The following is a 14,512-nucleotide window of genomic DNA, read 5'->3' as shown; positions in this document are numbered from 1 at the left end:
CTGGCGCCCCGGCGCCCCCACCGGTTTTTTCAACCCCCTGGGGCCCCCCCCGTTTCTCTGGGCCGGGGGGGGGGGCCCCCGTGGGCCCCGCGCCCCCAACTGACCTGGTTCAGTCGTTTCAGCAGTTGCTGTTCATCTGCGTCAACAGGGCCAAGCGATATGGCAGTTGGGAGTAGTCACCCGATGCCGACGGGTCGAGCCCCTGGTACAGGAAGCGCAGCCGGCAGGGGTCGATCTCCATCGTCTGGTCGATGCCGTCGCGGACCATCTCGCCGTGGCTGATGTCCTTGGTCCAGGCGCCGCCGGGGAAGGACACGTTGGTCGAGCGGGCGAAGGGGTTCGCCTCGGTGCCGGCCAGCGGTGTCCACTGTCCGTCCAGGCCGTGCGACGTCCACGAGCGGAAGTATCGCCGCCCGTCGCTGCCGATGGCCTCGACCAGGAGCAGGTACTGGTCGGCGGTGCCCTTGATCTTGTAGACGTTGCTCGCCTCGAAGAGGTCGAACCGGTCGTCCTGGAGGACGATCTTCGTGTTGCCGAAGCCGTTCGGGAACTCCTTGACGGTGGTTTCGGACCGGTAGAGGTGACCGTTGTCGTCCGACGAGAAGAGGTAGCACTTCTCCTCGTCGCACACGGTCCAGAAGTCGACCCAATAGCCGTTGCCGATGTTGTCCTTGATGATCTGAGGCATGGAGTCCTGGAAGTTCTTCGGCGCGCTCCAGGAGGTGGGGTCGTCGATGTCGGTCGTCGTCGAGTAGGAGGGCAGCCCCGTCTGGTAGACGAGGTACCACTTCTTCTTCGGGGCGAAGTAGAACGCCTGCGGCGCCGCCCGGTACCCCTTGCCGATCGCCGTGGTGTCGAGCGGGGTCTGGCGGGCCGCGCCCGCCTGCGACCAGTCGGTGAAGGTCGTCTGGACCAGGCTCCAGCCGCCGGAGGTGTCGGCGGTCGTGGCGAAGACGTGCCACTTCCCCTTGTAGCGGACGACCGACGGGTCCTTGACCGAGACCACGGGGTGCGTGGCGTCGGGCTGCGGCGCGATCAGCGGACCGCTGGACGACCAGGTGAAGGACGACGTCAGGTCCTCCCCCTTCGCCGTGGCGGCGGGCGCCGCACCGAGCGCGACGAGCAGCGCGCCCACGGCGGCGAGCACGGAGACGAGGGCTCTTCGCCCGCGCACGCCCGTCACTTCTTCCGCTTCGCGGCCATGAGCGCGTTCACGATCGCGTCGTACGCGGGCTTGTGCTGCAGGTTCTCGTCCCAGGGCAGGGCGGCGCCCTCGCCCTCGAAGACCGACGGGATCCACGAGTGCCGGTCGGAGTAGCCCCACACCGTGATGCCCACACACCGCCGAACAGCGAGGCAGGCACTGGTGGCCCGCCCGTAGAAGTCGGCCTGTTGGGCCAGCTTCGCGGCGTCCGCTGGGAGGATCATGCGGATGTCGAGCTCAGTGAGAGCGACGTCGAGACCGAGGTCCGCGAAGCGCTGGATGTTCTCCTGCATCTGGTAGGGGAAGCCGTACTGCAGCGCGAGGTGTGCCTGCATGCCGAAGCCGTCGATCGGTACGCCGTCCGCCTTGAGCTGTTTGATCAGCGTGTAGTAGGCGTCCGACTTCGCCCCGATTCCTTCGACGTTGTAGTCGTTGAGGTACAGCTTGACCTTGGGGTCGGCGGCGTGCGCCCAGCGCAGAGCGTCGGCGATGTAGCCGGGGCCGAGGGTCTTGTAGAAGATGTTCTCCCGGTACGTGCCGTCCTCGTTCATGATCTCGTTGGCGACGTCCCAGGCGAAGACCTTGCCCTTGTAGTGCTTCACCTCGGTCGTGATGTGGTTCTTGAGGATCGAGCGCAGTTCGTCGGCGGTCCAGGTGCCGTCCGTCAGCCAACTCGGCAGCTGGCTGTGCCACAGCAGGGTGTGGCCTCGGACCTTGAGCCCCTTCGCGACGGCGTAGTCGACGATCTCGTCGCCGGCCGTGAAGTCGAAGACGCCGCGCTGGGGTTCGGTGGCGTACCACTTCATGCCGTTGCCGGGGGTGGTGGCGCCGAACTCGCTGCCGAGCAGATCGGCGTACGCCGTGTCGTCGAGTTCCGGGTTGTCGACGGCCGAGCCGAAGTAGCGGCCGGTCTGCCGGGCGACGGAGTCCAGCGTCGCGGCCTTGTGGCGGTCGGCATCGGCGTGGGCGGCCGGGGCGGCGAGGCCGCCGAGGAGCAGGGCCGCGCCGACAGCGGAGGCGGCCGTTCTCGTACGGGCGCGGCGTGCGGGTGTGCGCATGATGATCTCCTCAACTGGGTTGCAGGGATGTGCGGTTGACCTTGCGCGGAACGTCGTACATGTGGTGCAGGAGCGTCACTTGACGCGTATCTCGCACCGCATCCGCCGCTCGTGCCCGACCTCCCGCTCCGCCCCCGTCAGGGTGAGCGGCACGGTGTGGTGGACGTGTTCGCTTGACGCGGCGACGCGCAGTTCCAGGGCTCCGGGTTCGACGACACGCCGGCCGTCGGCGCCGGTGTACGCGGCGAGGTCGGCCGGGAACGTCGCGTGGACCTCGGCCGACGCACCGGCGTCAAGCGTGACGCGGGCGTAGCCGACGAGCCGGACCTCGGGGCGGGCGACGGTGCCCACGGGGTCGTGGAGGTAGAGCTGGACGACCTCGGTGCCGGACCGCTCGCCGGTGTTGCGGACGGTGAGGCGGATCGACGTCTCGCCGTCGGTGAGCAGTTCGGGGGCCTCGCACTCGGGGGCGTCCCAGGTGAACTCCGTGTAGGACAAGCCGTGCCCGAACGGGTAAAGGGGTGTCGGGTCCACGGTGCTGGGGAAGCCGTGGCGGCCGAGCGGCGGAGCGAGGTACGGGGCGGGCTGGCCGCCGGGGCTGCGGGGCACGGCGACGGGGAGCCGCCCGGACGGCTCGACCCGTCCGGACAGGACGCCCGCGACGGCGCCGCCACCCTCCTGTCCGGGGAAGAACGCCTGGACGACCGCCGCGGCCCGGTCGGCCCAGCGGCCGAGCGCGTAGGGCCTGCCGCTGAGTACGACGATGACGACCGGCGCACCGCAGGCCATCGCCTCGTCGAGCAACTCGGCCTGCCCATAAGGCAGTTCCAGGTCCTCGGCGTCACAGCCCTCGCCCGACGAGCCGCGCCCGAACAGGCCCGACCGGTCCCCGACCACGGCCAGACAGACATCGGCACCGGCCGGATCGTCGACGAACACGGAGCCCGGCAGCTCGCTGCGCAGCGCCTCGGCGAGTGTCGGCACCTCGACACCGGTCGGCAGGTCGGGGTGGTGGACTCCGACGTGCCGGGGGAACGTGTAGCAGCCGAGCATGGCGGCCTGTTCGTGGGCGAGCGGACCGACGAGCCCGATGCGCAGCCCGTCGCCGAGCGGCAGCGCCCCGGAGTCGTTGGCGAGCAGGACGACCGACTCCTGGGCGACCTTCCGTGCCAGCTCCCGCATGTGTGGGGGGTTCAGGTCTACGGGCGCGCCGCCCGTGACGGGCTCCCAGTCGGGGTCGAGCAGCCCCAGTTCGCACTTCTGCGTGAGGACACGCAGCGCGGCCCGGTCGAGCAGTTCCTCGGGGAGCGGGTCCGCGGGGCTGAAGCAGCGGGCCGCGGGCAGCTCCACGTCGACGCCGGCGGCGAGGGCGAGCCGCGCCGCGTCGGCCTCCCCGTCGGCGATGCGGTGCGCCTCCTCGAGCAGCGAGACGCCGTAGTAGTCCGAGACCACGGTTCCGGTGAACTCCCATTGTTCGCGCAGGAGTTGGGTGAGCAGCCGCGTGTGGGCGTGGGCGGGCAGGCCGTCGATGTCGTTGTAGGCGGGCATCACGGAGCGGGCGCCACCGTCGCGCACCGCCATCTCGAACGGCGGCAGGATCACGTCGGCGAGTTCGCGCGGGCCGATCGAGGCGGGCGCGTGGTTGCGGGCGGCGCGGGAGGCCGAGTACCCCGCGAAGTGCTTGAGGGTGGCGACGATCCCGGCGGCCTCCAGGCCGCGCACATACGCGGTGCCGATGGTGCCGACCAGGTACGGGTCCTCGCCGATCGCCTCCTCGGTGCGGCCCCAGCGTGCGTCCCGTACGACGTCCAGGACCGGGGCGAGGCCCTGGTGGATGCCGACCGCGCGCATCGACGTACCGATGGCCTGCGCCATCTCCGTCACCAGCGCGGGGTCGAAGGTGGCGCCCCAGGCGAGCGGGGTCGGGAAGACGGTGGCCTGCCAGGCGGTGAATCCGGTCAGGCACTCCTCGTGGGCGAGCGCGGGCAGGGCGAACCGGTTGCCGGCGCGGATGGTGCGTTGCAGGTCGGCGAGGCGGGCCGCGCCCTCGGCGGGTTCGACGGGAACCGTGGCGAAGGGGCGGGTGAGCTGCCCGAGCCCGTACGGAAGGAGCGCGTCGAGCGCGGCGCTGCGGGCCGCGTAGGTGTTCTGGCCGGGGGCGACATCGGCGCCGTCGGTGTCCGCTCCGATCCATACGCTGGAGAGCTGGGCGGTCTTCTCCTCGGTGGTCATCCGGGCGAGCAGGTCCGCCGCCCGGACGTGGGCGGGCAGGGTGGTGTCCTGCCAGGGCTTGACCATGGAACTCCTCAAGTCTGGTGCGTGCAAGTGGCGTTGGCGGTGCCGGGCGGGGTGGTGTCAGCCCTTGGTCGCGCCCATGGTGATGCCGCCGATCAGCTGCCGTTCGGCGACCGCGTAGAAGCCGAGCGCGGGGATCATGGACAGCACGAGATAGGCGAAGACGCGGGCCACGTCGGTCGAGTACTGGCCCTGGAACTGCTGGACACCGACCGGGATCGTCCACCAGGTGGGCTCACTGAAGACGAGCAGCGGCAGCAGGAAGTTGTTCCAGCTCCCCACCACGGCAAGGACGGAGACGGTGCCGAGGGCGGGCCGCGCCATGGGCAGCAGGATCCGCCAGAAGAAGCCGAACGCGGAGCACCCGTCGAGCGTGGCCGCCTCCTCCAGCTCGCCGGGGATCTCCCGGAAGAAGCCGCGCAGGATGACGAGGGTCATGGGCAGCCCGAACGCGGCCTGCGGCAGGATCACGCCCCACGGATTGTCGAGCAGCCCGAAGGTGCGCAGCAGCACGAACAGCGGCAGGATCGCCACGGCGAACGGGAACATCAGGCCGATGGTGAAGAGAGTGAACAGCAACTCCCTTCCCTTGAAGACGAATCGGGCGAGCGCGAACGCGGCGAGGGCGGCCGCGCCCACGGTGAGGATCGTGGTGGCGACGGCGATGAGGGTGGACGAGCCGAGCATCCGCCAGAAGGCGGTGTCGCCGAGGATGCCGGTGTAGTTGGACACCACCCAGGGGGACGGCAGTCCGAAGCTGTTGTCGGACAGCTGGTCCGTGGATTTGAAGCCGGAGATCAGCGCGTACAGCAGCGGCGTCACCATGAACACGCCTACCACCCACGCGGTCACGTACAGAGGGAAGGAGCGCAGTCGGCGCCGACGGGCCGCGCCGCGTGCGGTCAGGGTTCGGGCCGGCGCGCTCAACGGGTCGCTCGCATGTTGGTGAGAGCTCCTTCGGTGTCGCGGCGCAGCACGAACCGCTGGTAGACGAGGGCGAAGAAGAGGCTGATGAGGAACATCGCGATGCTGATCGCGCTGGCGTAGCCGACCTGGTAGCGCTTGAACCCGAACTGGAACATGGTGACGGCCATCGTCTCGGAGTGGTGGTCGGGGCCGCCCTGGGTCACCACCCACACCAGGTCGAAGAGCTGGATGGCGCCGATCACGGACAGGAAGATCGTCATCCTGATCGTCGGCCCGAGCAGCGGCAGCGTGATGTGGCGGAAGCGCTGCCAGGCGCCCGCGCCGTCGAGACGGGCGGCCTCGTGGAGCTCGGCGGGAATGCCTTGCAGCCCGGCGAGGTAGAGCATCATGTGGAAGCCGAAGTACTTCCAGGTCATGACCAGGAAGAGCGTCGGCAGGACGCTGCCCTGTCCGGCGAACCAGAGGCCGCCGAGCCCGTCGAGGCCGATTGCTCCGAGCGCCTTGTCCGCGAGCCCCGCGTCCGGCTGGAAGATCATGGAGAACAGGACGCCGGTGATGACCTCGGACAGGACGTACGGAGCGAAGAAGAGCATCCGGTAGACGGCCCGCCCCCGCAGCTTCTGGTTCAGGAGCACGGCCATGGCGAGCGCGAACGGCAGTTGCAGGACGAGCGAGAAGGCGACGAGCATGCCGCCGCGCGAGAGGTCGCCGAGGAAGACCGGGTCGTCGAGGAGGCGGATGAAGTTGTCGAGGCCCACGAAGTCCGAGGGTGACCCGATGCCTCCCCAGTTGAAGAAGCTGACGTAGAGCGCGTACAGGATCGGTGTGAGGACGAGCAGGCAGAACAGGACGAGGGCCGGCACGGTGAAGCCGAAGGGGGTCAGCCAGTCCCGTAGCCGCCGCATCGGCGGGCGCGGGTCGGCGCTCGCGCCGCTCGCCTCCTTGGCGATGTCCCGGCGGACGTCGCGCGTCTGGATGGAAGTCATCGCAGGGTCCTGGGCTACTGGCTCTTGGCGACCTGGGTGATGGAACGCGCCACTTGATCGGGGGACTTGGAGCCGGCGATCAGCGCGGCCACCGAGTCGTTGATCTCCTGGCCGACGGCCGGCGGGTAGGCCTGGTCGAGGTAGAGCTGGAAGCCGGTGGAGGCGTTCAGCATGTCGGAGACCGCCTTGAGGTGGGGGTCGGTGAGGGCGTCCATGGAGCCCTTGTTGATCGGGATCAGGACTCCCGCCTTGACGAGCTTGCTGTCCGACTCGGCGCTCATGAAGAACTTCAGGAAGTCGACGCTCTCCTTGGGCGCGCCCTTACGCAGGGCGTAGCCGCCACCGCCGCCGAAGACGTCGGTTCCCTTGCCCTTGCCGCCCTCCACGGACGGGAACGGGAAGAAGCCGAGGTCGTTGCCGATCCCCTTGCCCTCGGCCGCCTGAACGGTGGGCGCCCACTGCCCCATCAGCTCCATCGCCGCCTTTCCGTTGCCCATCTGGGCGGCCTCGCCCGTGGGGCCCGAGAAGGCGGCGCCGAGGAAGCCCTTCTGGAACGGCTGGAGGGCCACGAGTTCCTTGACGTGTTCGCCCGCCCTGACGAAGTCGTCGCCGGTGAAGTCCTTGGCTTCGGCGGCCTTCTGCATCCCGTCGACGCCCGCGATGCGCATCGCGAGGTAGGCCCAGTAGTACATGCCGGGCCACTTGTCCTTGCCGGCGAGGGCGATCGGGGTGATGCCGGCCGACTTCAGCTTCTTGACCGTGTCGAGGAAGTCGGACCAGGTCGTGGGCGGGGCGGCGATGCCGGCCTTCTTGAAGAGGGCCTTGTTGTACCAGAAGCCCACGCCGCCGATGTCGATCGGCACCGCGTACAGCTTGCCGTCGAACTGGTAGGCCTCCTTGGAGACGGGCACCAGGTCGTCGATCCACGGCTTGACGGAGTCCGTGAGGTCCTCGACGAGACCGGCGTCCACCTGCTGCTTCAGCACACCCCCGCCCCAGGTGTGGAACAGGTCGGGCAGCTTGTTGGAACTGGTCAGGGCGGTCAGCTTCGACTTGAACGCCTCGTTCTCCAGCGTCACCAGCTTGATCCGCACGTCGGGGTGGGCCTTCTCGTACGCCTTGGCCTGCTCCGCCCACAGCCGCTTGGACGGCTGGGTCGTCTGGATGTTCCACCACTCGACGACGGTGCGGCCCTGGTTGTCGGTGGACCCGGAGTCCGAGTCCCCGCAGGACGAGAGCACCACGGTCCCCAGACCGGCGACGGTGGCGGTGCCAAGGAATCTGCGGCGGGAAAAATCTGAGGCTGGCATGGCGCACCTTCCGGAAGAGATCCGAAAACTATCGGGAGATGGCCACGGAAGTTACGGACATGCGACGGGGGTGTCAACGGCCTTGACGAAAGAGGCCGTTGACACCCCCGGAGCGGCGTCTTCCGCTACGCCTCGCGCGGCGCCCCCGTACTGGCCCTGACCACGAGCTCCGTCGCCAGCTCGACGCGTGGCGACGCGGTCGCGACGTCGCGCGCGAGATCGAGGACGGCGCGGGCCGCCAACTTGCCCATATCGGAAAGAGGTTGACGCACCGTGGTGAGCGGCGGCGCGCTCCAGCGCACCTCAGGCAGGTCATCGAAGCCGACGACGCTCATGTCCTCAGGCACCCGCAGACCGCTCCGGCGCAGCGCCTCGATCGCGCCCAACGCCATCTGGTCACTGGCGGCGAAGACGGCGGTGGGCGGGTCCGCGAGATCCAGCAGCCGGTTGCAGCCCTTGAATCCGGACTCGTGGTAGAAGTCCCCAGGCACGATCAGCTCGTCCTCGACCGGCACGCCGGCGACGTCCAGGGCCGCCCGGTAGCCGTCGAGCCTGGCCCGGGAGCACAGCAGCCGGGGCGGGCCCTCGATGAAGCCGATCCGCCGGTGACCGAGGCCCAGCAGATGCTCGGTCGCGGCCATCCCGCCCGCCCAGTTGGTGGCGCCCACCGTCGGCGCATCGGTGGCGGGCGAGCCGGCCGGGTCGATCACCACCAACGGCACGCCCAGGCGGCGCAGTTCGTCGTGGAGGCCGGGTTCGAGGACGGACGTCACGAGGATCACGCCGTCGGAGGCGCGGGCCCTCAGATTGGTCATCCACTGGCGCGCGGCCCCCACCCGGTCGTGGTTCGCGGAGACCACCGTGCCCACCCCGGCCTCGTGCGCGACCTCCTCGACACCGCGGATGATCTCCACGGCCCAAGGGCTGTCGAGGTCGTTGAAGACCAGGTCGAGCAGGGCCGCCCGCTCCGCCGTCGCGGCCGGCCGACGCTGGTAGCCGTGCCGGTGCAGCAGATCCTCGACCCGGGCCCGGGTGGCGGGCGAGACGTCGGAGCGCCCGTTGACGACCCGCGAGACGGTCGGCACGGACACCCCTGCCTCCCGCGCGATCTCGGTGATCGTCACCTTGGCCGGCCCGTCCGGGCTCCGCGTGGCGGCCTTGCGCTGAGCGCCTTCCCCGGCCACGTTCCCCACCTCCGTCAACCTGCGTACCGGAAGATCTCCGGATGCTTTCCGGGAAGCCGTAGGACATGCCGCCGGCCTACCGCCCGTCAAGCCCCACCCTCCACGATCCCGCACAGCCAGGCGAGTTGGCGCCGCAAAAGGGTCGCTTCGCCCCCCTCATGACCGTTGTATGGATACGCGTGGATCTCCCGCCCAGGATCGCTCCAGCGTGCAGGACTCCATCGACGGGAAGGCCATCGTCGAGAAGGTCGCGGCCGAGCACCCCACCGTCCCCAAGACCTGGGTCGACGGCGGCTACCGCCAGCACCTCGTCGAACATGCCGCCGCTCTCGGCATCGACATGCACATCGTCCGCCGCGACCCCGCCACCACGGCATTTACCGTTCTGCCACGCAGACGGACAGCCGAACGGACGCTGGGTTGGCTGATGAACCACCGTCGCCTGGCCCGCGACTACGAAGCCCATCCGCACCGATCCGAAGCCATGATCCATCTCGCGATGATCAACCTCATGGCCCGCAGGCTCACCGCCGAATCAGACCATGGCCACAGCACACTTCTCCCAGGACAACTGACCGATACCACCACGCTGCCCTCAGCCGAAGAATCAGGCTATCCGGCGCGCCTCACCGGCCATCGGACCGGAACGCTTGACATGCTCCACAAACAGTCGCTGCGCCTGCCTCGCCAGGACAGTGATCCAACGGCCCGGTCTCACCAGAGGCGGCGAGGCCCTGTAGGGCCGATTCGGAAGGAGCCTTCATCATGAATGTCGACCAGCCGGTGCTGGTACTCGGATCCACCGGGGGGCAGGGCAGCGCCGTCGTCAGCGCGATGCTGTCCCGCGGTGTGGCTGTCCGTGGCCTGGTCCGCAACCTTCAATCCACTTCGGCCCGACGCCTGGCCGCCCGCGACGTCGAGGTTGTCGGCGGAGATCTCGGGGACCGCGAGTCCCTGGCTTCAGCCATGCGGGGAGTAGCCGGCGTGTTCGCGATGACCACGCCCTTCGAGTCAGGGCCGGCCGCCGAGATCGCACAGGGCCGGGCCATTCTCACCGCCGCCCATGAGGCCCGTGTGCCACATTTGGTCTTCAGTTCCGTCGCAGGGGCCGACCAGGACACGGGCGTGCCACACTTCGAGACCAAGGCAGCGATCGAACGGGAACTGGCCGAAGGCGACGTGCCCTACACGATCTTGGGTCCCACCTATTTCTTCGACAACGCCCTCGGCGACGTGGACCGGATCCGCCAGGGGGTGCTCGACCTGCCGCTGCCCCCGGACCGCCCGCTGCAACAACTGGCGCGCCCCGACCTGGGCGAGTTCACCGCCGACGTCTTCGCCGCACCTGACACGTTCGTCGGACAGCGCATCGAACTCGCCGGCGACGCCCCCACGCCCGATGATATGGCCGCCACGCTGAGCACGGCACTCGGTCGGACCGTTCGCCACAACGAAGTGCAGCTCGACGAGATCGGCAACGACGACATGCGAGCGATGTGGACGTTCCTGCGTGGCCGCGGCTACCGCGTCGACGTGCCGGCGCTGCACGCCGCCCATCCCGATCTGCGCTGGACGTCGTTCGCCGACTGGGCAGACAGTGCCTTCTCATCGGCACCGTGACAGGCCGCCTTGTCCACGGGTCGTCCGGCGCCCGCGGCCACACCCGGCCGACCGGCAGCGAGGTGCGTCCGGCGCAGCCCCGGCGCCCTCCAAGTCGCCTGCTCACCAAGGGTGTTGAAGCCTTCGCGTAAGAAACTTTTGCGCAAGACTTTCGAAAGCGACGCCGAAAATATTGCGCACACGGCATTGACCGGGCTCCGTCAAGCACACCATCATTCCTACGTCCGAAGGACCGGCCATCGTCCGGTATTTCGAACACACTTCGGGCTGGTCCTGCCTGGGACGTACAGCCGGCCAAAACCACTCACCGCATGCGCACCATTCGAGCCGCTATGGAGCTGCCCATGCCTTTGACACATCGCTCCGCCCCCGTCACCGTCGCCGCCTCTCCTATGTGGCCCTGCTCATCGCCTTGCTGGCGACGTGCTTATCCGTGCCCGCCAAGGGAGCGACCCCGGCGGGCCCCCTCCGGCAGGACCTGCCGGGGAGTTTCCGGTGGTCGTCCACAGGACCGGTGATCTCACCGCAGCAGGACGACAGCAACTCCGTCGCCGTCAAGGACCCGTCGGTGGTCCAGGACAAGAACGGCAGATGGCACGTCTTCATGACCACCGCGAGCACCTCCGGCGACTGGAGCCTGGCCCACACCAGCTTCTGCGACTGGTCCCAGGCCGCCAGCGCGAAGCAGACCCACCTGGAAACCGCCTCCCGCATCGGCCCCGTCTACGTGCCGCTCCGCACGCCTTCTACTTCGCCCCCAAGGACGCGTGGTACCTCGTCTACCAGACCGGCCTGCCGTCGTACTCCACCACCAAGGACATCAACGACCCGACCAGCTGGTCCGCGCCGACGAACCCCATGAGCAGCGTGCCCGACGTCGTCCGGCAGAACATCGGCAACGTCAACTGGCTCGACTTCTACGTGATCTGCGACGACGCGAAGTGCTACCTGTTCTCCGCGGACGCCAACGGCCACGTGTACCGGTCCGAGACCACCGTCGCCAACTTCCCGAACGCTTCGGCAACACCAAGATCGTGCTCCCGTACTCCCGCTTCGCGCTGTTCGAAGGAGGCGCGGTCCACCGCGTCAAGGGCACCGACACCTACCTGCTGATCTGGGAAGCCATCGGCGGCGACGGCAACCGCTACTACCGCTCCTTCACCTCCAAGGACCTGACCGGCACCTGGCAGCCGCTCGCCGCCACCGAGGCCAACCCCTTCGCCCGCTCCACCAACGTCACCTTCCCCGACGGCGCCTGGACGAAGGACATCAGCCACGGCGAGCTGATCCGCGCCACGAACGACCAGACCATGACCCTCGACCCCTGCCGGCTCCGGCTCCTCTACCAGGGCCGGAACCCCAACTCCAGCGGTGAGTACTCGCAGTTGCCCTACCGGATCGGCCTGGCCACCCGGACCGACTCCACCTGCTGAGGCTTCCGATACCTCCCTGTTCCCCCACACAAGGAGTCACCCATGTCGTTGAATCGACGCGCCTTCCTCGGCCTGACCGCGGCCGCGACAGCGGGCCTGAGCACCCCCCTGCTCGGCTCCGCACTCCACCCCGCCTCCGCTGCCGAACTACCCGCACCCGCAGGTGAGTTCGCCGTCGGAGTACGCCAGTTCAACTGGAGCCGCGGCGCCCGCTCACTGTTCACCAAGGTCTTCTACCCCACCCCTGGTACCCCCGGCGGCGCCCCCATCCCCGACGCCCCGCTCGCCGACGGCGCGTTCCGCGTCGCGGAGTGGAGCCACGGCATGTACGGCAACTCCGACTCCTACGCCTCGCAGACCCACGCGATAGCCTCCGCCGGCTTCATCTGCCCCGCCCCCTCGTTCTCCGACAACACCAACCTCGGCTCCGTGTACGCAGGCGAATGGTCGAGGGACGTCTCCGAGGTCATCACCCGGACCCTGGCGCTCAACGACGCCACGGGCGGTCCCTTCGCCGGGCACATCGACACCGCGGCCGGCGTCGGCGTCTCCGGCCACTCGATGGGCGGCATGACCACCCACGGGCTGGTGACCGCCTGGCCCGACGACCGTATCGCCGCCGCGGTCCCGGTCGCCTGCGTGGACATGGGTGCCCCCGCCGCCACGGTCCGTGCGGGCGTGCTGTTCATCCACGGCGACAAGGATCCGACCTGCGACTACGCCCTGGCCCGGCGGGCATACGAGGAGCTGCCCGCGCCCAAGGCGTTCCTCACCCATGTCGGCGCGGACCATGCCGCGTACCTGAATCCGGGGTTCCCCACCTTTGGCCAGACCCAGAACACCCTCGTGGACTGGTTGCGCTGGCGTCTGTACGACGACACCGCCGCCCGCGACCGCCTCCCCGCCGACGCCACCGGCGACGGCACCCGCTGGGAAGCCGCCCTGGCCTGACGGTCGACGGCCGCAGCAGTCCTGACCCCGCACCGCCAACCACCCCCCATCAGACAGGGACCCGCAATGACCGACAGATCCTCCACAAGGCGCACCCCGCGACGCACCCGCTCCGCGATCACCGCCGCGGCGGCCGGTGCCCTGGCGGCAGGGGCCGTCCTGGCGTTCTCGCCCACCGCTCACGCCGCCGACACCCTCGGTGGCGCGGCCGCCCAGAGCGGCCGGTACTTCGGCGCCGCGGTCGCGGGCCAACACCTCGGTGAGGGGGACTACGAGTCCACGCTCAACCGGGAGTTCTCCAGCGTCGTCGCCGAGAACGCGATGAAGTGGGACGCCACCGAGCCCAGCCCGAACCAGTTCAACTTCAGCGGCGGCGACGAACTCGTCAACTACGCCAAGGCGCGCGGTAAGTGGGTACGCGGCCACGCCCTGGTCTGGCACGCTCAGCAGCCCGGCTGGGTACAGGGCCTGACCGGCGACGCCCTGCGCCAGGCGATGCGCAACCACATCACCAAGGTCGCCGGCCACTACGCGGGCAAGATCGACTCCTGGGACGTGGTCAACGAGGCGTTCGAGTGGGACGGCAGCCGACGCCAGTCCAACCTCCAGCAGCAGCTCGGCAACGGCTGGATCGAGGACGCCTTCCGCACCGCGAGGGCCGCCGACCCCAAGGCCAAGCTCTGCTACAACGACTACGGCACCGACGGCATCAACGCCAAGAGCGACGCCATCTACCGGATGGTCCAGGACTTCCGCTCCCGGGGCGTACCGATCGACTGCGTCGGCTTCCAGAGCCACCTGGCCTCGAACGAAAACCTCAGCACCTACCGGCAGAACCTCCAGCGCTTCGCCGACCTCGGCGTGAACGTGCAGATCACCGAGCTGGACGTCGGCGGCTCCGGCGCCGCACAGGCCAATGTGTACCGGCAGGTCACCCAGGCGTGCGTGGCCGTCGCCCGGTGCAACGGCATCACCGTGTGGGGCGTCACCGACAAGTACTCCTGGCGTGCCCAGGAGACCCCGCTGCTCTTCAACGGCAGCTATCAGAAGAAGGAGGCATACGGCGCGGTCCTCGCGGCGCTGAACAGCGCGGCGAGCTGAAACCGGCCGGGGCCCGGCAACCGTTTCGCCGGGCCTCGCATCCGTACGCAGTGTGCGGCCCTCCCCCGCAAAGGCAACGAAGAGCTGAGAGGCTCACGAACGGCGTACTGCTCGGGAGCGCCTACCGTGCAGCCCAGTTCCTTCGCGGCATGCCGCGCCCACAACGGGTCGCGCAGCAACTCGCGGCCGAGGAGCACCGCGCCCGCCTCGCCGTTGGCCAGGAGCTTCTCGGCCTGCCCGGGCTCGGTGTTGAGACCGACCGCCGCTGCCGGCCCCGTCGCGCTGGAGCAGACGACGTGGGAGTTTGCGTGGGTGTCGTCGGGCTTGATCAGCGGTTGGAAGACTGGGCGTACCGAAACGCCAGACGTTCCTGATCAGCCCGGACGGCGAGTACGACGTCCTGTTGAGACGTGGGCGGGCCGGCCCGGAGCGCTGCTCCGGGC

The 14,512-nt window shown here is 69.2% G+C and carries 11 protein-coding genes and 3 pseudogenes; 6 read left to right on the top strand and 8 right to left on the bottom strand.

Annotation, left to right across the window (positions count from 1 at the left end):
• Positions 1 to 118: 118 nt before the first annotated feature.
• The 7 genes from ACWIGU_RS41270 to ACWIGU_RS41240 form a co-directional block, all read right to left on the bottom strand.
• Positions 119 to 1,174 carry a non-reducing end alpha-L-arabinofuranosidase family hydrolase gene (locus ACWIGU_RS41270; protein ID WP_454406962.1) on the bottom strand — a complete coding sequence of 352 codons (1,056 nt, stop codon included), beginning with the start codon at positions 1,172 to 1,174 and terminating at the stop codon, positions 119 to 121.
• Positions 1,175 to 1,179: 5 nt separating this feature from the next.
• Positions 1,180 to 2,262 (bottom strand): endo-1,4-beta-xylanase, encoded by a 1,083-nt coding sequence (locus ACWIGU_RS41265; protein WP_454406961.1) that lies wholly within the window; start codon positions 2,260 to 2,262, stop codon positions 1,180 to 1,182.
• A gap of 75 nt (positions 2,263 to 2,337) precedes the next feature.
• Positions 2,338 to 4,560 carry a beta-glucosidase gene (locus ACWIGU_RS41260; protein WP_454406960.1) on the bottom strand — a complete coding sequence of 741 codons (2,223 nt, stop codon included), beginning with the start codon at positions 4,558 to 4,560 and terminating at the stop codon, positions 2,338 to 2,340.
• A gap of 57 nt (positions 4,561 to 4,617) precedes the next feature.
• Entirely contained in the window at positions 4,618 to 5,382 is a 765-nt protein-coding gene (locus tag ACWIGU_RS41255) for a carbohydrate ABC transporter permease (RefSeq protein WP_454407158.1), read from the bottom strand.
• Between the two features lie 98 nt (positions 5,383 to 5,480).
• Complete coding sequence (locus ACWIGU_RS41250; protein ID WP_454406959.1) at positions 5,481 to 6,470, bottom strand: carbohydrate ABC transporter permease; 990 nt, start codon at positions 6,468 to 6,470, stop codon at positions 5,481 to 5,483.
• A 14-nt stretch (positions 6,471 to 6,484) separates the two neighbouring features.
• The gene (locus tag ACWIGU_RS41245; RefSeq protein ID WP_454406958.1) at positions 6,485 to 7,780 is read right to left on the bottom strand and encodes an extracellular solute-binding protein; all 1,296 of its coding nucleotides are present in this window, start codon (positions 7,778 to 7,780) and stop codon (positions 6,485 to 6,487) included.
• Between the two features lie 125 nt (positions 7,781 to 7,905).
• The gene (locus ACWIGU_RS41240) at positions 7,906 to 8,964 is read right to left on the bottom strand and encodes a LacI family DNA-binding transcriptional regulator (protein WP_454406957.1); all 1,059 of its coding nucleotides are present in this window, start codon (positions 8,962 to 8,964) and stop codon (positions 7,906 to 7,908) included.
• Positions 8,965 to 9,166: 202 nt separating this feature from the next.
• On the opposite strand from ACWIGU_RS41240, the pseudogene ACWIGU_RS41235 reads away from it, so the two are divergent.
• The 6 genes and pseudogenes from ACWIGU_RS41235 to ACWIGU_RS41210 all read left to right on the top strand — a co-directional run.
• Positions 9,167 to 9,502, top strand: a pseudogene (locus tag ACWIGU_RS41235) (IS5 family transposase); the annotation flags it as partial.
• 227 nt (positions 9,503 to 9,729) lie between these two features.
• Positions 9,730 to 10,584 (top strand): NmrA/HSCARG family protein, encoded by an 855-nt coding sequence (locus ACWIGU_RS41230; RefSeq protein ID WP_454406956.1) that lies wholly within the window; start codon positions 9,730 to 9,732, stop codon positions 10,582 to 10,584.
• Between the two features lie 394 nt (positions 10,585 to 10,978).
• Entirely contained in the window at positions 10,979 to 11,446 is a 468-nt protein-coding gene (locus ACWIGU_RS41225; protein WP_454406954.1) for a non-reducing end alpha-L-arabinofuranosidase family hydrolase, read from the top strand.
• A pseudogene (locus ACWIGU_RS41220) lies at positions 11,374 to 12,017 on the top strand (non-reducing end alpha-L-arabinofuranosidase family hydrolase); the annotation flags it as partial. The gene ACWIGU_RS41225 and the pseudogene ACWIGU_RS41220, both read left to right, overlap by 73 nt.
• Before the next feature lie 42 nt (positions 12,018 to 12,059).
• The gene (locus tag ACWIGU_RS41215; RefSeq protein WP_454406953.1) at positions 12,060 to 12,968 is read left to right on the top strand and encodes an alpha/beta hydrolase family protein; all 909 of its coding nucleotides are present in this window, start codon (positions 12,060 to 12,062) and stop codon (positions 12,966 to 12,968) included.
• A gap of 66 nt (positions 12,969 to 13,034) precedes the next feature.
• Entirely contained in the window at positions 13,035 to 14,069 is a 1,035-nt protein-coding gene (locus ACWIGU_RS41210; RefSeq protein WP_454406951.1) for an endo-1,4-beta-xylanase, read from the top strand.
• 104 nt (positions 14,070 to 14,173) lie between these two features.
• Here ACWIGU_RS41210 and ACWIGU_RS41205 read toward each other — a convergent pair.
• Positions 14,174 to 14,341, bottom strand: a pseudogene (locus ACWIGU_RS41205) (NADH:flavin oxidoreductase/NADH oxidase); the annotation flags it as partial.
• Between the last annotated feature and the right edge of the window lie 171 nt (positions 14,342 to 14,512).

The organism is Streptomyces sp. NPDC055400, from assembly GCF_053644375.1.
This window is presented reverse-complemented; position numbering and strand designations above follow the sequence as displayed.